This window comes from Actibacterium sp. (genome assembly GCF_055134745.1).
In genome coordinates this window covers 58,369-77,180 of the sequence record NZ_JBSRVX010000024.1, presented here as the reverse complement: position 1 = coordinate 77,180, position 18,812 = coordinate 58,369, and the positions used below count along the sequence as shown (strand labels likewise).

The window sequence follows — 18,812 nt, the reverse complement described above, 5'->3', positions numbered from 1 at the left end:
GACGTCCCAGTATGGCAGACCAGAATCACAAACAGCCGGTCCCGCTTGGTATTTTCGGGGCAAAGGCCAGGGCGTCGGGCTGGAGCGTGGCCGATATCATCGCCACGGTGCTGAGCCTGACCTGGCTGCTGGCCGCGGGCATTTTCTTTCTTGTGGCGGCATCGTCGGATAATACGCAGTTCGACCCGATCACGTTCTTGCTGACGTTCCTGGCGATCACCATGCCGGTGGCGCTGATCTGGGTCGGGGCCTCTGCGGCCAAAAGCGCCCGGATCATCCGGCAGGAATCGACCCGGTTGCAGGCGGCGATTGATGCGATGCGGCATGCCTATATCGAACAGCAGCAAACCGCGCGCATGAACGTCCGCCCTACGGTCGAAAAGAAACTGGACGAAATCGCACTGGCCCAGAAGCAGGCGGAAACCGCGATCGCGACCTTTGCAACCAGCCGCACGCGAACCGATTTGCCGCCGGTTCCCTTCCGCGCGCAGGGAGACGATTCGCAACCCTCGCTTGCGCTGGGCACATCGGCCGAAGATCTGGCGCCGCCGCTGGCGACCGCCGATTTCATCCGGGCGCTGAATTTTCCGGAAACCGCCGAGGACAAGGCCGGCTTTGATGCCCTGCGCCGGGCCCTGAAAGACCGCGCCGCCGCCAAACTGGTGCGTGCCGCGCAGGATGTGCTGACGCTGCTCAGCCAGGACGGTATCTATATGGACGATCTGCGCCCTGATCGCGCCCGGCCGGATATCTGGCGCAAGTTCGCGCAGGGCGAGCGTGGCCCGGCGATATCAGGCCTGGGCGGGGTGCGCGATCGGTCCTGCCTGGCGCTGACCGCCGGGCGGATGCGGCAAGATCCGATCTTTCGCGATACCGCGCATCATTTCCTGCGCCAGTTCGATCGCACGCTGACCGATTTTGAACAGCGCGCCACCGATCAGGATATCAGCGATCTGGCCGAAACCCGCACGGCGCGCGCCTTCATGCTGTTGGGGCGCGTGTCGGGAACTTTCGATTAGCCGCGGATCGCGTCGATCATGCGTTGCACGTTGTCGGGGTCGGCATCGGGGGTGATCCCGTGACCCAGATTGAAGATATGCGGCCCGCCGGAAAAGGCATCGACGATGCGACGTGTTTCATCCACCAGCGCCTGCCCGCCCGTCACCATGTGATGCGGTGCAAGATTGCCTTGCACGCAGCCATCGGGCTGAACATGCTGCGCGGCCCAGTCTGCTGAAACCGAATTGTCCAGCGCCACGCAATCGGCCCCGGTCGCCCTTGCAAAGCCGATATAGCGACCACCGGCTTCGCGCGGGAAGGCGATGACCGGCACGCCGGGATGGCGCGCCTTGATCGCCGCGATGATTTGCCGCGCGGGGTCCAGCGCATAACGATCGAACGCATCGCCCTTCAGCGACCCCGCCCAGCTGTCGAACAGTTTGACCACCTCGGCACCCGCCTCGATCTGCGCGCATAGATATTCGATGGTGGCGGCAGTGATCCGGGCGATCAGCGCATCGAACGTGGCAGGGTCCGCGGCCATCAGGGCATGCGCAGGCCTCTGATCGGGCGTGCCGCGCCCGGCAATCATATAAGTGGCCACCGTCCACGGCGCCCCGGCAAATCCGATCAGCGCGGTTTCGCGCGGCAGGGCGCGGGTCAGGATACGCAGCGTTTCATAGACGGGTGCCAGCGTTTCGTGGATGTCCTCCACCGGGCGCAGGGCCTTGAAATCATCGGGCGTTGTGATCGTCGACAGGCGGGGGCCTTCGCCCGTGACGAACCACAGATCAGCCCCCAGCGCCTGTGGCACCAACAGGATATCGGCAAACAGGATCGCGGCATCGAAGCCATAGCGGCGGATCGGTTGCAGCGTGACCTCGGCCGCCAGATCGGGGTTATAGCACAGCGACAGGAAATCGCCCGCCTGCGCCCGTGTGGCGCGGTATTCCGGCAGGTAACGCCCTGCCTGACGCATCATCCAGACCGGCGGGACATCCTGCACCTGGCCGGCCAGCGCGCGCATCAGTTTCTTGGTCTCGGCCATCGGTTCCCCCCCGTGAAAATACGTCCTGCGGTCGTCCCCTGCCTGTGGCGGCATGTCAAGGGCGGGGTGGCATTGTCAGCGCCCGGCGGCGCGGTTAGAACCTTGGACATGTCACAGATGCTTCCCTCTTTGCAGGCCCCGCTGAAGATCGGCACCCGCGGATCGCCGCTGGCGCTGGCGCAGGCGCATGAAACCCGCACGCGGCTGGCGGCCGCCTTTGATCTGCCCGAACAGGCGTTTGATATCGTGGTGATCAAAACCACAGGCGACCGTGTTCTTGACCGGCCGCTGAAGGAAATCGGCGGCAAGGGGCTGTTCACCAAGGAAATCGAAGATGCGATGCTGTCGGGTGACATCGACATCGCCGTGCATTCAATGAAGGATATGCCGGTGGACCAGCCCGCCGGGCTGGTTCTGGATTGTTATCTGCCGCGCGAAGATGTGCGTGATGTCTTTGTATCGCCGGCCATCGCGGGGCTGTCCGATCTGCCGCAGGGGGCGGTGGTGGGCACCTCCAGCCTGCGGCGACGCGCGCAACTGTTGTTTCGGCGGCCCGATCTGAACGTTGTCGAATTTCGCGGCAATGTGCAGACCCGGCTGAAAAAGCTGGATGACGGCGTGGCAATGGCGACCTTTCTGGCAATGGCCGGGCTGAACCGGCTGGGCATGGCGCATGTCGCGCGCGGCGCAATTTCCCCTGACGACATGTTGCCCGCTGTTGCGCAGGGCGCCATAGGGATTGAACGGCGCGCGGATGACAACCGTGCCGAAATGATGCTTGCCGCCATCCACGACACTGAAACCGGCCAGCGGTTGGCGGCCGAGCGCGCCTTTCTGGCCGCGCTGGACGGATCGTGCGAAACGCCCATCGGCGGATTGGCGGAACTGGATCAGGGCGTGTTGCGCCTGCGCGGAGAGATCTTGCGCACCGACGGGTCGGATTGCATCGCCGACGAAATGCGCGGCCCGGTCGCGGATGGCCCCGAAATGGGCCGGACGTTGGCGGCTGCATTGCTGGCACGTGCCGGAAGCGGGTTTTTCGCGGTCTAGCGGGCACGCTCCAGCAGTTCCAGCACCGATGGCCCCATGGCCGCCACGATCAGGCGCACGCCTGCGGCATTTGGATGTATGCCATCAGCCTGAATATAAGTCTGCCGGGTTTCGGCCAGATTGCCCTGGTCCAGCAATGCCTGCAGGAAGTCCGGATAGAGAAGCGCCTGATGCCTGTCTGCCAGATCAGGATACATGCCTTCAAACGCGGCCTTGTAATCGGGGCCGTAATTGCCCGGCGCCGACATGCCGACCAACAGAACCGGCACGTTCTTTTCGGTTGCTGCGCGCAAAATTCCATCCAGATTGGCGCGGCTGACAGCCGGATCAATGCCGCGCAGCATATCATTGCCACCCAGCGCCACGATCATCGCATCGGCCCCGCCCGACAGTGTCCAGTTCACGCGCGACAGCCCGCCCGCCGTGGTATCGCCAGAGACGCCGGCGTTGGTGATGACAACATCCGCGCCCTTTTCTGTCAGCCATCGCTGCAACTGCGGGACGAATCCGTCTTCCTGCGGCAAGCCATAGCCCTGCGTCAGGCTGTCCCCCAGGGCCACAAGCCGCAGCGGATCGGCAGATGCAACACCCGCCGCAAAGATTGCCACGCCGATTGCCACCCAAATCTTGCGCATCTGCCGCCATGCCCCATATCGAACGGGGACCGCCCTTGACCGAAAGCCCTTCATGACCGCGCCGATCCTTTCGCTGAAAGATGTTACCCTTACCTTGACCGGCAATGCCGGCCCGGTCGAGATTCTGCACGGCATCACGCTGGATGTGCCGCGCGGACAGTCGCTGGGGCTGATCGGGCCGTCGGGGTCGGGCAAGTCGTCGCTCCTTATGCTTATGGGCGGGTTGGAACGCGCCACGGCAGGCAGTGTGATGGCGCTGGGCCATGATCTGACCGTGATGAACGAAGACCAGCTTGCCCGCTTTCGCCGACAACATATGGGCGTTGTGTTTCAATCTTTCCACCTGATCCCGACCATGACCGCGCTGGAAAACGTGGCGACCCCGCTGGAACTGGCCGGGCACCGCGATGCGTTTGACCGCGCCGCCGATGAATTGCGCGCCGTGGGGCTGGGCGCGCGGCTGGATCACTATCCCGCCCAGATGTCCGGGGGCGAGCAACAGCGCGTGGCGCTGGCCCGCGCCGCCGCGCCGCGCCCAGATATCTTGCTGGCGGATGAACCCACCGGCAATCTGGATGGTGCCAACGGGCAGGCGATCATGGATCTGTTGTTCGGTTTGCGCGATGCACATGGCGCGACGTTGATTCTGGTCACCCACGCGCGCGACCTGGCCGAGCGATGCGACCGGATTGTCGGGCTGACCGATGGCCGGGTTGATGCCGCACGGCAGGCCGCCGAATGAGAAACGCCTTCAGGATCGCCCGGCGGGAATTGCGCGGCGGGATCGCGGGGTTTCGTATCTTCCTGATCTGCCTGGCGCTGGGTGTGGCCGCGATTGCGGCGGTCGGGTCTGTGCGTGTCGGGATCGAAGACGGGCTGAAAAGCCAGGGCGCGGTGCTGCTGGGCGGCGATGCGATGATGCAGATGACCTATCGCTATGCCAGCGCGGCGGAGCGCGACTGGATGCAGGCCAATGCGGCGCAGGTGTCGGAACTGGTCAGTTTCCGGTCCATGGCAGTGGTCGATCGCCCCATCGGGGCCGAGCGCGCCCTGACCGAGGTCAAGGGCGTTGACGGATTGTATCCGCTTTACGGTGCGGTGCAGCTGGAACCTTCCATCACGCTGGATGTAGCATTGGCGGGCGAGGGTGCCGTGATGGCGCCGCTGCTGGCCGACCGGCTGGGGCTGGCGGTGGGCGACAGGTTTCGCCTGGGCACCAAGGAATTTACCCTGACCGCGCGGCTGTTGCGCATGCCCGACGATGCTGGTGGCGGGTTCGGGTTTGGGCCGCCGATCATCCTGCGCAGCGCCGCGCTGGACGGATCAGGCCTGTTGGCGCCGGGCACGTTGTTTGAAACCGAATATCGGATGAAACTGCCCGCGGGCAGCGATCTGGCAGCGTTGCGGTCCACGGCTGAGGCGCAGTTTCGTGACAGCGGCATGCGCTGGCGCGACAGCCGTAACGCGGCCCCCGGCATGCGGGAATTCGTCGATCGGCTGGGCAGCTTTCTGGTGCTGGTCGGCCTTGCAGGCCTGGCGGTGGGGGGCGTGGGCGTTTCGGCGGCCGTACGCGCCTATATCGACAGCAAGACCGAGGTGATCGCGATCTTGAAAACCCTTGGTGCCGAAGGGCGGACGATCTTTGCCGCCTACCTTATCCAGATCGGGGCGCTTGCGGCATTGGGGATCACGATCGGGTTGGCGCTGGGCGCCGTGCTGCCGCTGGCGGTGGCGCCGCTGATTGATGCCCGTTTGCCCTTGCCGGCGCAATTCGGCCTTCACGCCGCCCCCCTGGCCGAGGCCGCGCTTTATGGTGTTCTGACCGCGTTGCTGTTCAGTCTGTGGCCGTTGGCGCGCGCCCGCGCGGTGCGCGCGGCGGCACTGTTCCGCGATGCGGGCGGGCAGGTGCGGGGCTGGCCGGGCTGGCCGGTTGCGCTGATCACGCTGGCCCTGGCGGGGGGGCTGATCGGGGTTGCGGCGTGGTTTTCCGGCGTGCCCCGGCTGGCGCTTTGGGCCGCGGTTGGCATCGTTGGCGCCTTGCTGGTTCTGGTTCTGGCGGCGCAGGGGCTGCGTGCGGTATCGCGGCGCGGTGCGCGGGCGCGGTGGCTGCGCGGGCGCACTGCGTTGCGGCTGGCGCTGGGCGCTGTCGGCGGGCCAGGCGGCGAGGCTGTTTCGGTCGTGTTGTCGCTGGGGTTGGGGCTGTCGGTTCTGGCGGCTGTCGGGCAGATCGACGCGAATCTGAACCGTGCGATTTCCGGCGAATTGCCCGATATCGCGCCGTCATTCTTCATCGTCGATATTCAACCCGATCAGGTGCAAGGCTATCTGGACCGGGTCCAGAACGACCCTGGCGTGACAAAGGTCCAGACCGCGCCGATGCTGCGGGGGGTCATTACCCGTCTCAATGGCCTGCCGGCACGACAGGTGGCGGGCGATCACTGGGTTGTCACGGGCGATCGGGGCGTGACATTTTCCGATTCTCCGCCCGATGATACGCGCATCACCGCCGGGGCCTGGTGGCCGCGGGGATATGATGGCCCGCCGCAGGTCAGTTTCGCCGAGGAAGAGGCCACAGAGATCGGCCTGAGCCTGGGTGACCAGATCACCGTCAACATCCTGGGCCGCGACATCGACGCCACCATCACCAGCTTTCGTGTCGTCGATTTTTCGACCGCGGGCATCGGTTTCGTCATGGCGATGAACCCATCAGCACTAGCCGGTGCCCCGCATACATTGATTTCAACCATCTACGCCGCACCCCAGGCCGAGGCGCCGTTGTTGCGCGATCTGGCGACAGCCTATCCCAATATCACGGCCATATCGGTGCGCGACGCCATTGGCCGCGTGTCCGAGGTTCTGCGCGGGCTGGCTGCCGCGATCACCTATGGCGCATTGGCGACATTGGTCACCGGGGTTTTCGTCTTGATCGGTGCGGCAGCGGCGGGCGCGCGGGCGCGTATATACGAGGCCGCCGTGCTGAAGACGGTCGGCGCGGTGCGGTCGCAAATTCTGGCCTATTTCGCGCTGCGCTCGGCGCTGTTGGGTGCGGCGGCTGGCGTGGTGGCCGTTGTTGCCGGCGCGATTGCCGGTTGGGCCGTGATGGTGTTCGTGATGAAGGAAAGCTATGTGTTCGAGCCGCTTTCGGCCCTGTTGATCATAGCGGGCGGCATCATGGCCACGTTGCTGGCGGGGTTGCTGTTCGCGCTGCGCCCGCTGGCCATGCGCCCGGCGCATGTGTTGCGCGCGCGCGAATGACAGCTAAAGCCGCGCCTTTGCCCGCGTGACAATGATCGGGATCAGGAAGGTCAGGAAGAACAGCCGGAACACGTGATGCGCGGCGACATAGGCCGGGTTGGCATTCAGCAGAACCGACATTGCCATCATGGTTTCCAGCCCACCCGGCGCGAAGGCGATCAGCACCATCATGACGGGCAGATCGAACAGGCGCGCCGTGGCCAGCGCGGCCGCCAGCGAGACCAGCACCGAAAAGACGCTGAGCAGGGCAGACGAGGCGAAAGACCTGGCCACCATGGCGAAGGTGATGCCGCTGAACCGCGCGCCGATCAGCGTGCCCATGATGGTAAAGGCCGGGATCGACAGCCAGCGGGGCACGCCCCCGTCGATCAGCCCTGAACCATGCGACAGGGACGAGACCGCCATGCCGCCCAGCAACAGCGCCGCAGGAACGCGCAGCCGCTGGAAAACCAGGCCCACCAGAACCGACAGTGCCAGCAACAGCGCCAGCACCGGCAGCGTCATGACCTGCGCCATGGGGCGCATTGCGGGCAGCGGTCCGTCTGACAGGAAAGGGGCCAGCAGCGGCACGGCAAGGGTCAGTGTCAGAACCCGCATGGTCTGTATCATCATGACGCGCGGAATATCGGCCCTGGTTTCGGCCGACAGACTGATGACAAAGCTCAGATGCCCCGGCACCGCCGTCAGCAAGGACGACATAAGATCCAGCCCGAACACCCGCCGCATCAGCCAGGCCCCGCCCAGAAAGATCACCGTGATCGACAGCGCCAGCATGATCAGGCTGCCCGGCCATCGGGCGGCGTTCTCGACCGCCTCGGGGGTGACGGCGGCGCCCATGTTCATGCCGATGACGACAAAAACGATATTGCGCAGTTGTTCGGGAATGGTGACTGCCAGCCCCGACAGGGCGCATAACGTCACCAGCGCAACCGGACCTGTCAGGAACGGCACCGGCACCGACAGGTAAAACGCGGCCGCAGCACCCAGCCCGCCAATGATCAATGTCCGCAAAACGGTCCACATGCTGTCGGCCTTTCGCGGGTTGCCTGTGGGGTGCGCGGACCTAAGCGCCGCTTCGTTGCTTTGTCAAGACGGGCGGCGGTGGGGACCGGGTGCCGCGAAAATGCCGGGATACATGCGAAATGTGGCATATACTTGCGCAATGCCTTTTCCTGCCGGGCGGTGGCGGCTAGGTATGGCTGGCACCAGAGACCGAAACATGAAACCTGCCGTAATGCCATTGACGCGCGATGTCGTCCTGATCGGGGGCGGGCATAGCCATGCGCTGGTCTTGCGCAAATGGGGTATGAACCCGTTGCCCGGCACCCGGCTGACCCTTGTCAATCCGGGGCCAAGCGCACCCTATTCTGGTATGCTGCCCGGGGTGGTGGCCGGGCATTACGGCCCGGCGGATCTGGAAATCGACCTGGTGCGCCTGGCCCGTTTCGCCGGGGCGCGGCTGATATTGGGCCGCGCGACGGGGATCGACCGGGAACAGCACCTGATCCATGTCGAGGGCCGTCCGCCTGTCTTGTACGATATTGCCAGCCTCGATATCGGCATCAGTTCGGACTTGCCACAGATGACGGGCTTTGCCGATCATGCGGTGCCGGCAAAACCGCTGGGCCCGTTCGCGGATCGCTGGGCCGCTTTCGTGCAGGATGTCGCCCGGGGCCGCGCTGCGCCGCTGGTGGCGGTGATCGGGGCGGGGGTTGCCGGGGCGGAACTGGCGCTGGCGGCGGCGCATCGGCTGGGTGCCGGCGGACGGGTTGTGCTGCTTGAGGCGGGTGATATGGCGCTGCGTGGCATCGGATCGGGCGCGCGCCGGGCGATACTGGCCCAGATGGCGGCACAAGGGGTGGAATTGCGCACCAATGCCGATATCACGGCTGTTACCGAAAAGGGCGTCACGCTGGCGGGTGGCACGGATATCCCTGCCAGCCTGGTCATTGGCGCCGCCGGAAGCCGGCCGCAGGGCTGGCTGACAAGCTCAGGATTGCAACTGACCGATGGTTTTGTCGATATCGGTCCAGATCTGCGGGCGCTGAATGATCCCGCTATCTATGCGGTCGGGGATTGCGCGCATATGACCTATGCCCCCCGGCCCAAGGCGGGTGTCTTTGCCGTTCGGCAGGCGCCGGTTCTGTATCACAACCTGCGCGCCGATCTGACGGGTCGCGCGCGCCGGGCATATCATCCGCAGCGCGATTATCTGAAGCTGATATCGACGGGCAGACAGCATGCCGTTGCGGACAAGTTGGGATTACGCCTGGAAGGCGATTTTCTGTGGCGCTGGAAAGACCGGATTGACCGCAAGTTCATGGACAAGTTCCGAACCTATCCCCCGATGAATCTGGTCGCCGATTTGCCCGCGCATATGACGCTGGGCGTGGCCGAAGATCTGGCCGGTGCGCCACCCTGTGGGGGATGCGCCGCCAAGCCGGGCGGCGATGTGCTGCGCTCGGGGCTGGCCGATCTGCCGCCACCGGCGCGGGGCGATGTGTTGCATGGTGTGGGGGATGATGCGGCGGTGCTGAAATTCGGCGCGTCGCGTCAGGTGATCACGTCGGATCATTTCCGGGCCTTTACCGAAGACCCTTTCATCTTGTCCCGGATCGCGGCGCTGCATGCGCTGGGCGATGTCTGGGCGATGGGGGCCAAACCGCAGGCGGCGCTGGCCACCATCATCCTGCCAAGGATGCGCGGCACGATGCAGCAGCATATGCTGCGCGAGATCGAGACCGCCGCCAGCGCCGTCTTTCGCGCCGCCGGGGCCGATCTGGTGGGCGGGCACACATCGGTCGGGGCCGAGCTGACGGTTGGATTCACCGTGACCGGCCTGTGCGAGGGACGAGTCACCGGGTTGCAGGGCGCCGTGCCGGGCGATGTGCTGATCCTGACCCGTCCGATCGGCAGCGGCACGCTGTTTGCCGCTGAAATGCAGGGGCTGGCGCATGGCGATGATATTGCCACGGTCCTTCGGCTTTTGTCCGTGCCGCAGGGGGATGCGGCGGCGATACTGGCGCCGGTGGCAAATGCGATGACCGATGTGACAGGCTATGGGCTGGTCGGGCATTTGCTGACGATCTTGCGGGCGTCGCAGGTTGGGGCGATCCTGCGCGCCGGGCAGGTGCCCTTGATGGATGGCGCACTGGATCTGGCCCGTTCCGGTATCCGTTCGTCGCTGTTTCCCCAGAATTCCGAAATGCTGGATGCGATCACGGGCGCAGAGCGCGCCAATCCGTTACATGCGCTGCTGGTCGATCCGCAGACAGCGGGTGGATTGCTGGCCAGCCTGCCCGCAGATCGGGCGCAACAGGTGCTGGGGCAACTGACTGACTGCGGATTTCCGGCCCGGATCATCGGCGAAATCATTCGGGGCGGCCCGCTTATTACCCTGAAATAAGCATGGCCGCCTTGGCCTTGATGTCGGCAACCGCCACTGCCAGCGAGGCGGCCCCCAGATCGTCAAGTTGCACCGTCATTGATGGCAGATCGCAAAAGCGCGCTCGTTGCCGTTCATAGCGCGGATCATAATGATTTTGCATCAATGATGCGGCCAGTGTTTCATAGTCGCCAGTTTCGGCCAGCTTTTGCCAGTCTTCGATACGGTCGCGCGGATGCAGCGGGCGCAGCGAGGCCAGCGTAGCGATAAGCCGCGCGTGGTCTGCGATGATATCGCCATATGTCTGCGTAAGGTAGCGCGCACGGGCAGGCAGGGGGGCGGTGACGGTCAGGCGCGGCGCGGTCATCATCGCGCGCCAAAGGGATGGGGGCAGGTTGATACGTCCGATCTTGTTCGATTCAGCCTCGACCAGAATCGGTCGGTCCGAGTCAAGCTGCGCAGCCTGCATCGCCAGCGCGGTTTCAAAGGCTTTCTGATCGGGCTGGCTGTCGGTGCGCGCGCCAAACAGCGAGCCGCGGTGATTTGCAAGGTCTTCCAGATCAATGACCTGTTCACCTTTTTCAGACAACAGGGCCAGCAATTCGGTCTTGGCCGTGCCGGTATTGCCATCCAGAACCACGACGGGGCCGGGCCAGGGCGCATCGTAAAGCGCCTGCTGCACCAGACGGCGAAAACTGCGATAGCCGCCGTCGATCGTTTCGGCCTGCCAGCCAACCTGCCGCAGGATCAGGGCCAGCGCGCCAGACCGCTGGCCGCCGCGCCAGCAATAGACCAGCGGGCGATAGCCCTTTGGCTTGTCGGCCAGTGTGGTTTCCAGGTGATGCGCTGCATTGCGTGCCACCAGCGCCGCGCCGATCTTGCGGGCCAGAAATGGGCTTTGCTGTTTGTAGATCGTGCCAACATGGGCACGTTCCTCGTTGCTGAGAACCGGCAAGTTTATCGCGCCGGGAACATGGTCCTGGGCGAATTCCGCCGGTGACCGCACGTCGATCACCTGATCGAAGGGCAGACAGTCAAGATCGGACAGCGATGAAAGCGCATATACCATACGCCCTGATAGGCCGAGTGTGCAGGCTGGAAAAGAGAAACCGTGATGTGGCCATGCCCCGATTCCGAACCAATTTCGTCCGTTCGGCGCATTGGGCCGAAATGATAAACAATCCGCCGGGCATAATTATCCACAGCCCGCCATTGTGTGAAATATTGGCGACTTTGCAGGTGCGGCGTTGACTAAACTGTGAATAATATGAGAGCGTTGCGCGCGATCGTTACTGCGCGCCCCCAGTATTGCCGTTGCGCCAGCGAAGGAAAAGAATTGTCGATGGAACGCCTGCTGTTTCGCAAGATACCCGTCTGGGTGCTGCTTCCCCTTTTCATTCTGATCGTTGTGGGTCTGGTCGGTTTCGGGATCGTGGTACGGACCCGCGCGCTGGGATATGACAGGTTCGGCGCGGTGGGCGATGTTGCTTATAATGTGGCCGACCTGCCCAATGTCATCGAAAAGATCATGAACCCCGAAGATCGGATGGTCGCGCAGATGTGGGGCAATGTCCGGTTCAAGAATCGCGCTGGATGGTCTGGGGCGGCAACCTCGGGCCAGGCGGGGGTGGAAGGTTATCTGCTGCTCAGCCGCTATGACGGCGACCGCCGGCGCCATGTGGTCGATCTGGTCGATCTGTCGACACAGGAAACCAGGTTCACCTGGGACCCGGACCCGAATGAAATGTTCGAAGGCGTGAATTGGAGCGCCAAGTATCAGAATGTTCCATTTTCAAACGAGCATTATCGCCATATCCATCCGTATATGACTGATAATGGCGATCTGATCGTCAAGGATATCGCAACGCCGCTGGTCCGTCTGAATGCTTGTGGCAATACGGTCTGGCGGAATGACGCGTTGTTCCACCATTCTACCGAGATGGGCCCTGATGGCAATTTCTGGATCCCCGAGACATATGATCCGGTGCGCTTCAATGGTGCCCCGAATGATTATCGTGACGATGCCATTACGCAGGTGTCACCGGATGGTGAAATCCTGTTCACGAAATCGGTTTCGCAGATCCTGGTAGATAACGGTTTGCAATACCTGCTGTTTGGCGTGAATGCAGGGTATAATGATGATCCTATACACCTGAACGATATTCAGCCGGTCATGTCTGACGGTCCCTATTGGAAGCAGGGCGATGTATTTCTCAGCATCCGTCATAAATCCACGATTGTTTTGTATCGCCCCTCAACGGATAAGGTCATCTGGCTGAAGACCGGCCCATGGTCGTTTCAGCATGATGTTGATATCATTGACGATACCCATATCGGCATCTTCAACAACAACATGTATTCCAAGCCCGCCGGCCCCAGCGTAGAGCCGGGCAGCGAGGTGATGATCTACGATTTCGCCACCGATACTGTCAGCAAGCCGCTCAGCGATGCCTTTCGCCGCGAAGAGTTCGCGACCCTGGCCGAAGGCCTGTTCACCATACTGCCATCGGGGCAGATGCTGGTGGAAGAGGCGGAATTTGGCCGGGTTCTGATTTTTGACGCAGACGGCAGGGTTGCGCTTGAATATGTTAATGGTGCGAAGGATGGCTTGCCGTATCTTTTGGGCTGGGTGCGCTATGTGCCCAAGGCGCAAGGCGATGCGGCATTGAAGGAACTGAGATCCGCGAACTGCGATAACTGACTGATCCTAGCAACGGAAGATAGCCATGGATACTAAACGCACCATTTTGATAGCATCCCTCATGATGATCCTGCCCGTCGCGGCGCAGGCCTATGTCGGGCCGGGCCTGGGGGCGGGTGCAATTGCGGCCGTGTTCGGGGTGATAGGCTCTGTTTTTCTGGCCCTGTTCGCGGTGATCTATTATCCGATCAAGCGTACGCTCAGAAAGCGCAAGAAAACCCCCAGCGCCGATGCCGGCAATGATGGCACCCCTGAATGAACTGGGTTCTGATCGGCCTGGCTACGCTGATCGCCTGTGAAATCCTGAAAGCGGTGCCTTTCGGGGTGACGCTTTCGCGTGTGACAGCCTATTCGCGCAAAGCCGCCCGCACCGTGTCGAGCAGCCGCATATCCGATCACTGGAAGGAACGGGTGCTGCCTGCCTTTGCCATGCGGATCGCCATGGCCTGCATTCTGATCCTCGGGATGCTGATGCTGGTGGTTCTGCCCTATGCGTTGATCGGTGTGATCTACCCGACGGGCTTTGCCGGGTTGATTGCCGATCTGGCGCGGCCGGTGGTGATCGTCGCCATGCTGGTCGGGTCTGTCGCCTATCTGTGGCTGCGCACGCGCGGCGGAAAAAAGAACGCTGAAGCGTCAGATTATTCCACCACTGACAAGTTGCTGCACCGGCTGGCGCTGGGCGCGCCGGTTCTGCCGGAAATGATTCACGATCTGGAACGCGGTCGTTACCTGAAGCAATCACCAGACGCCCGTAACGGCGATCATGTGTTCATCTGCGGGCTGGCGCGGGCCGGCACCACGATATTGACGCGAGAGCTGTATGGATCAGGCGCGTTCGGGTCGCTGACCTATCGCGACATGCCCTTTGTGATGGCGCCCAACCTGTGGGCCAACATGTCGCGCCACAGCAAGATGGAGGCCAAGGACCGCGCCCATGGCGATGGTATCCAGGTCGATCTGGACAGCCCCGAGGCGCTGGACGAAGTGTATTGGCGGGTGACCTGTGGCAAGGATTACATCACCGACAAAGGCCTGACGGTTCACAAACCCTATCAGGAAGAACTGGACGGCTTTGCCGATTACATAAGCCTGATCCTGCGCCGCACCGGCAAGGCCCGCTATCTGTCGAAGAACAACAACAATATCCTGCGCTTGCCATCCCTGGCCGCGACCCTGCCCAATGCGCGCTTTCTGGTGCCGGTGCGCGACCCGCTGCAACATGCCGCCAGCCTGCTGTCACAGCACAAACGGTTTCAGACGGCCGACGGGTTCGAGGAAAGCTATTTCAAATGGCTGGGCCATCATGAATTTGGCAAGGCGCACAAGCCGTTTCTGTTCGAGGGCCGCCCGACATCCGATCCGATGACGCTGGATTACTGGCTGCAGGTCTGGATCGCCAGCTATGACCACCTGCGGGGTATCAAGGACCGGCTGGGGGATGCGGTGCAGTTTGTATCATACGAGGCCCTGTGCCGCGATCCGGCCTATCAGGCGCAGATCCTGCAAGGTCTGGGCATGGCCGCCGCGCCCTTTGCCGAAATGCGCGACAAGGGGGCCAAACCGATAGAGGGCGCGCATCCTGATCTGGCCGCCCGCGCTGCCGATATTCATGCGTCGCTGATCTGAGGGGTCAGGCCGGGGCCGCCTGAAAGGCTGCGTTGATTTCTTGGGTCTTGCGATAGGCTGGACGGGCAGACAGCCGCGCCCAATAGGCCTGCATCGCGGGCGAGACATCGCCCAGCAGGCCCAGCATTTCCAGCAGCCGGAAATTATAGCCCACACTGATATCGGCCACCGTAAAGCGCCCGCCCACCAGATAATCGCGCCCGCGCATCGCGGTTTCGACCGTGTTCAGCGCCTTGAAAAAGCTGTCCCGATAATATTCGGTCACATCGGGGTGGTCGATCACCTCGGGGTGGGTCTTGCTGTACCAGCCGCCATAATGGATCACCAGGCTAAGCGCGCTGGTCAGCGATGCCTCGCCAAAGGTCAGCCAGTTCAGGAAGGGCCCAAATTCGGCCTCGGCCGGGGTCAGCGCCAGATCGGACGGGCCATAGCGCGAAGCCAGATAATGGCACATGGCGACGGATTCATGCATGACGATATCGCCATCAATCAGGAAGGGCACCGTGCCCAGCGGGTTCATCTTGATATATTCGGGCTGCTGGCGCGGCGGAAAGGCCCGCATTTCCAGGTTGTATTCCAGCCCCAGTTCTTCCAGCGCCCAAAGAGGCCGCAGCGAACGCGCGCGGGCGCTGTGAAACAGTGTGACCATGTCGCTTCCTCCCCGAAGTCCAATGATGAACCATGGATAGCGACGATGATGATTGTGATCAACGCCGACCGTTCCTGCTTGCACCAGCCGGTGAAAAGAACAGTCAGTCGCCTAGCTTTGGAAAGCCCTTGAAAGGGGGCATTTGCTTGTTCAGCATCATGTCAATGGCCTCGATCGGCTCGGGTGAGGCGAAGGCTGCGGCCTGTCCCAGTGCTTCCATCGCGAACAGCGAGGCGCGGTCTGTATCCATCGACAGGTTCAGTATCGCCTTCGTCATCGACAGCGCGGTCGGGGAAATTTTCGCCATGCTGAGCGCAAGTTCTTGCGCGCGCGCCTCGATGGTGCCGCTGCCTTGCAGTTCCATGACGATGCCCAGCGCCTGGGCTTCGGCGGCATCAATGACGCGCGCCGACAGGATCAGTTCCTTTGCGCGTTGCAACCCGACGATGCGGGGCAACAGGTAAAGCGGCCCAAGGTCGGGTATCAGCCCAAGTTTGAGATATGACATCGCGAACCGCGCACGTGGCGTCGCCAGTACCAGATCGGCCGCCAGCGCCAGCGAAAAGCCCGCGCCGAAGGCCGGACCATCCACAACCGCAATCAATGGTTTGCCAAGATTCAGCAGATCTTCGATCATGCGCAATCCGGTCTTGATGCGCTGATGCCAATAGGCGGTGCCTGCTTCGGCATTTTCCCGAAGCAGTTTCAGGTTTCCGCCTGCGCAGAATGCGCCATCGCTGCCAGCAAGAACGACAACCCTGATTTCGTGATCCTCGCGCAGGCGGTCGAGGACCTGCATCAGATCCTTGCGCAAATCCATATCCAATGGATTATGCTTTTCTGGACGGGTCAGCCTGATCCAGCCAACCTGATCCGTCACGCTGAAGGTCAGGGTTTTCAATTCGCTCTGCATCAGGATGCGGGTGCAAACATCGGAATGCTTGTTCCGTTTTGCGATGGTTTGAACGCAACCCTCACCTTTTGGCCGATCTTGACCGTATCTAGATCGCAATCGACGATATTGGTCAGCACCGTCACGCCTTCGTCCAGCGTGACATAGGCCAGCGCATAAGGGATGGGGCCGGCGCGGCGGGTGACGCTGACCGAATAGATCGTGCCGGTTCCCGCTGCATCCACCCATTCGGTATCGCCCATGCAATAGGGGCAAACCGGGCGGGGATACCAATGCGGTTTGCCGCAATCCGTGCATTTGCGCAGGCGCAGAACGCCGGTTTTTGCCGCCTCAAAGAACGGTTCGGTTGCCGCATCAATGACCGGATCGGGGATTGGTCTGTCCTGATATGGTGTGCTCATCTCTTTCATCCCCGTTCCATGATCAATGTTCCGCTGCCGTGGCGCGACCCCAACAGCCCGCCGGTGCCCTGTGCCAGGGCCAGCGTGCAGTTGGGCACCTGAACCTTGGGGTGGGCCTCGCCGCGCAGCTGGCGCACTGCCTCGATCACTTTGGTGATGCCGCCGCGATTGGCCGGGTGGTTGTTGCACAGCCCGCCGCCATCGGTGTTGAACGGCAGCTTGCCCACGCTCGAAATCAGATTGCCATCGGCCACAAATTTCCCGCCCTGACCCTTTTCGCAAAACCCCAGATCTTCCAGCTGCATCAGCACGGTGATCGTGAAGCTGTCATAGATCGAGGCATATTGGATATCGCCCGGCTTGACCCCCGCTTCGGCAAAAGCCACCGGCCCAGATCGCGCCGCCGCCGACCATGTCAGATCAACCTGGCCATTCAGCGTGCCCTTGATCGCCTCGCCCGCACCCAGAACGTTGATCACCGGGCGATTCAGGCTGCGCGCGATATCGGGATGCACCACGACCAGCGCCCCGCCGCCGTCACTGACCACGCAGCAATCCAGCTTGTGCAGCGGATCGGAAATCATGGGCGATTCCAGCACTTCCTCGACCGTTACGGGCGATTTCAGCATTGCATGCGGGTTGTGTTGGGCGTGGGCGGCTGCGGCGACCTTGATCCAGGCCAGCTGTTCGCTGGTCGTGCCGTATTCATACATGTGACGCGCGGCAACCAGCGCGTAATTGTTTACCGTCACCGGGCCAAAGGGCATTTCCCAGGGGCCATCGGGGGTGTCATCGGTGACCATCCGCGCGCCGACACCGACTGTGACCGGGGTGCTGCGTGGCCGTCCGGCCAGTGTGATCAGCGCCACACGGCATTTGCCCATCGCGATGGCCTGGGCGGCGTGGGATACGTGCAGCAGATAGGCGGAACCGCCGGTATCGGTCGTGTCGATGTGGCGCAAACCGGTCAGGCCCAGATAGTCGGCCATGCTGTTGGCGCCCAGCCCCGGTGCATCGCCGGCGCAGAAATATCCATCGACATCTTCCAGCGTCAGCCCTGCATCCTGCAAAGCCCCCCGCGCGCATTCCGCATGCAGTTGTGCAACCGTCTTGTCCGGCGCCTTGCGCGTCGGATGCTCATACGCGCCCGCAATGCAGGCCTTGCGACGTATCGTCATATGATAACCTTATCCCTTCAACTGCTGTGGCATCAATCAAGCCGTATAGAAACGTTGTTCTAACGCGCGGAATATGAAAGAGTCCGCTGCAAAGGTCAACACGTCGTTGTTGAGGAATCCATATAGGGTATAACCGGGCAAAATGGGGGAAATATATGTCATATGAAACATTGCAGGTGGACCGTGACGATGCGGGCTGTGTGACCGTCAACCTGAACCGGCCCGAGTCGAAGAACGCGCTCAATCCCGCTATGACGGCCGAGCTGACGGCGCTGTTCACCGATCTGGGGCATGACAGCGGCGCGCGGGCCGTGGTCTTGACCGGCGCGGGGCAGGATTTCTGTTCTGGTGGCGATCTGAAGGCAGCGTCGCAGGGGGCGCCCAGCACGCCTGAAACACGCCTTGCCGGCATGCGAAAATACAAGGATCTGGCAAAGGCAATCATGGCGCTGGACAAGCCGCTGATCGTGGCGGTGGATGGTGTTGCCTATGGTGCGGGCTTCAGCATTGCGCTGATGGCGGATATCGTATTGGCCTCGGACCGGGCGCGGTTCTGCATGGTGTTCCACCGTATCGGGTTCGTGCCGGATGTGGCCGCCTATTACACATTGCCGCGCGTCGTGGGCCTGCAACGGGCAAAGGAGCTGATCCTGTCCGCGCGCGAAGTCCGTGCCGATGAGGCGCGCGATCTGGGCATCGCGCTGGAGGTGTTGTCACCTGAGGATCTGCTGCCGCGTGCCCGTGCCATGGCTGCCGGCTTTGCCTCTGGCTCGCCCACGGCTGCGGGCCTGTCGAAAATGGCGCTGCAAATGTCGTTGCAAAGCGATCTGACGCAGATGCTGGATTATGAGGCCAGCGCCCAGGCCATCGCAGTGGGCAGCGATTTCGCACGCGAAGCCATCCGCCGCTTTATCGCCAAGGAACCCGCGCAGTTTCGCTGGCCGTCTAAATAGGTCTATCTGTGCCAGG

Annotated in this window: 17 protein-coding genes; 9 read left to right on the top strand and 8 right to left on the bottom strand. The window is 62.6% G+C overall.

What is annotated here, in order from left to right; genetic code table 11:
* Window positions 1-11: 11 nt before the first annotated feature.
* Complete coding sequence (locus tag ACTCHC_RS05440; protein WP_463021458.1) at window positions 12-1,019, top strand: hypothetical protein; 1,008 nt, start codon at window positions 12-14, stop codon at window positions 1,017-1,019.
* Here the strand turns inward: ACTCHC_RS05440 and hemE are convergent.
* On the bottom strand, window positions 1,016-2,047 hold the full coding sequence (gene hemE, locus ACTCHC_RS05435) for a uroporphyrinogen decarboxylase (RefSeq protein WP_463021457.1): 1,032 nt from the start codon (window positions 2,045-2,047) through the stop codon (window positions 1,016-1,018). The genes ACTCHC_RS05440 and hemE overlap by 4 nt on opposite strands.
* Before the next feature lie 108 nt (window positions 2,048-2,155).
* Between hemE and hemC the strand changes: the two genes are divergently transcribed.
* Entirely contained in the window at window positions 2,156-3,097 is a 942-nt protein-coding gene (gene hemC, locus ACTCHC_RS05430) for a hydroxymethylbilane synthase (protein WP_463021456.1), read from the top strand.
* Here hemC and ACTCHC_RS05425 read toward each other — a convergent pair.
* On the bottom strand, window positions 3,094-3,732 hold the full coding sequence (locus tag ACTCHC_RS05425) for an arylesterase (RefSeq protein WP_463021455.1): 639 nt from the start codon (window positions 3,730-3,732) through the stop codon (window positions 3,094-3,096). The two genes, hemC and ACTCHC_RS05425, sit on opposite strands and share 4 nt — an antisense overlap.
* A 52-nt stretch (window positions 3,733-3,784) precedes the next feature.
* Here ACTCHC_RS05425 and ACTCHC_RS05420 point away from each other — a divergent pair, with 52 nt between their 5' ends.
* A complete protein-coding gene (locus ACTCHC_RS05420) occupies window positions 3,785-4,474 on the top strand; it encodes an ABC transporter ATP-binding protein (RefSeq protein ID WP_463021454.1) in 690 nt (229 codons plus the stop codon).
* Window positions 4,471-6,987, top strand: a complete 2,517-nt coding sequence (locus ACTCHC_RS05415; RefSeq protein ID WP_463021453.1) for an ABC transporter permease — start codon at window positions 4,471-4,473, stop codon at window positions 6,985-6,987. The genes ACTCHC_RS05420 and ACTCHC_RS05415 overlap by 4 nt, the downstream gene beginning before the upstream one ends.
* A gap of 3 nt (window positions 6,988-6,990) precedes the next feature.
* Here the strand turns inward: ACTCHC_RS05415 and ACTCHC_RS05410 are convergent, their stop codons facing one another.
* Window positions 6,991-8,010 (bottom strand): AbrB family transcriptional regulator, encoded by a 1,020-nt coding sequence (locus tag ACTCHC_RS05410; RefSeq protein WP_463021452.1) that lies wholly within the window; start codon window positions 8,008-8,010, stop codon window positions 6,991-6,993.
* A gap of 196 nt (window positions 8,011-8,206) precedes the next feature.
* Between ACTCHC_RS05410 and selD the strand changes: the two genes are divergently transcribed.
* Entirely contained in the window at window positions 8,207-10,393 is a 2,187-nt protein-coding gene (selD, locus tag ACTCHC_RS05405) for a selenide, water dikinase SelD (RefSeq protein ID WP_463021451.1), read from the top strand.
* On the opposite strand, the gene mnmH is transcribed toward selD, so the two are convergent.
* Window positions 10,380-11,441 (bottom strand): tRNA 2-selenouridine(34) synthase MnmH, encoded by a 1,062-nt coding sequence (mnmH, locus tag ACTCHC_RS05400; protein WP_463021450.1) that lies wholly within the window; start codon window positions 11,439-11,441, stop codon window positions 10,380-10,382. The genes selD and mnmH overlap by 14 nt on opposite strands.
* A gap of 273 nt (window positions 11,442-11,714) precedes the next feature.
* Here mnmH and ACTCHC_RS05395 point away from each other — a divergent pair, with 273 nt between their 5' ends.
* The 3 genes from ACTCHC_RS05395 to ACTCHC_RS05385 are packed head-to-tail and all read left to right on the top strand — an operon-like array spanning window position 11,715 to window position 14,702.
* Window positions 11,715-13,073, top strand: a complete 1,359-nt coding sequence (locus tag ACTCHC_RS05395) for an arylsulfotransferase family protein (protein WP_463021449.1) — start codon at window positions 11,715-11,717, stop codon at window positions 13,071-13,073.
* Window positions 13,074-13,098: 25 nt separating this feature from the next.
* Window positions 13,099-13,332: a hypothetical protein gene (locus ACTCHC_RS05390; RefSeq protein ID WP_463021448.1), complete on the top strand. Its 234-nt coding sequence runs from the start codon at window positions 13,099-13,101 to the stop codon at window positions 13,330-13,332.
* Window positions 13,329-14,702 (top strand): sulfotransferase, encoded by a 1,374-nt coding sequence (locus ACTCHC_RS05385; RefSeq protein ID WP_463021447.1) that lies wholly within the window; start codon window positions 13,329-13,331, stop codon window positions 14,700-14,702. Before ACTCHC_RS05390 ends, ACTCHC_RS05385 begins: the two co-directional genes overlap by 4 nt.
* Before the next feature lie 4 nt (window positions 14,703-14,706).
* Here the strand turns inward: ACTCHC_RS05385 and ACTCHC_RS05380 are convergent, their stop codons facing one another.
* The 4 genes from ACTCHC_RS05380 to ACTCHC_RS05365 form a co-directional block, all read right to left on the bottom strand.
* A complete protein-coding gene (locus ACTCHC_RS05380) occupies window positions 14,707-15,351 on the bottom strand; it encodes a glutathione S-transferase family protein (RefSeq protein WP_463021446.1) in 645 nt (214 codons plus the stop codon).
* Between the two features lie 103 nt (window positions 15,352-15,454).
* Complete coding sequence (locus tag ACTCHC_RS05375) at window positions 15,455-16,252, bottom strand: enoyl-CoA hydratase/isomerase family protein (protein ID WP_463021445.1); 798 nt, start codon at window positions 16,250-16,252, stop codon at window positions 15,455-15,457.
* Between the two features lie 11 nt (window positions 16,253-16,263).
* Entirely contained in the window at window positions 16,264-16,665 is a 402-nt protein-coding gene (locus ACTCHC_RS05370) for a Zn-ribbon domain-containing OB-fold protein (RefSeq protein ID WP_463021444.1), read from the bottom strand.
* Window positions 16,666-16,670: 5 nt separating this feature from the next.
* Window positions 16,671-17,843, bottom strand: coding sequence for a thiolase domain-containing protein (locus tag ACTCHC_RS05365; RefSeq protein WP_463021443.1), 1,173 nt, complete (start codon window positions 17,841-17,843; stop codon window positions 16,671-16,673).
* Window positions 17,844-17,998: 155 nt separating this feature from the next.
* On the opposite strand from ACTCHC_RS05365, the gene ACTCHC_RS05360 reads away from it, so the two are divergent.
* Window positions 17,999-18,796 (top strand): enoyl-CoA hydratase/isomerase family protein, encoded by a 798-nt coding sequence (locus tag ACTCHC_RS05360; RefSeq protein ID WP_463021442.1) that lies wholly within the window; start codon window positions 17,999-18,001, stop codon window positions 18,794-18,796.
* The last annotated feature ends 16 nt before the right edge of the window (window positions 18,797-18,812 follow it).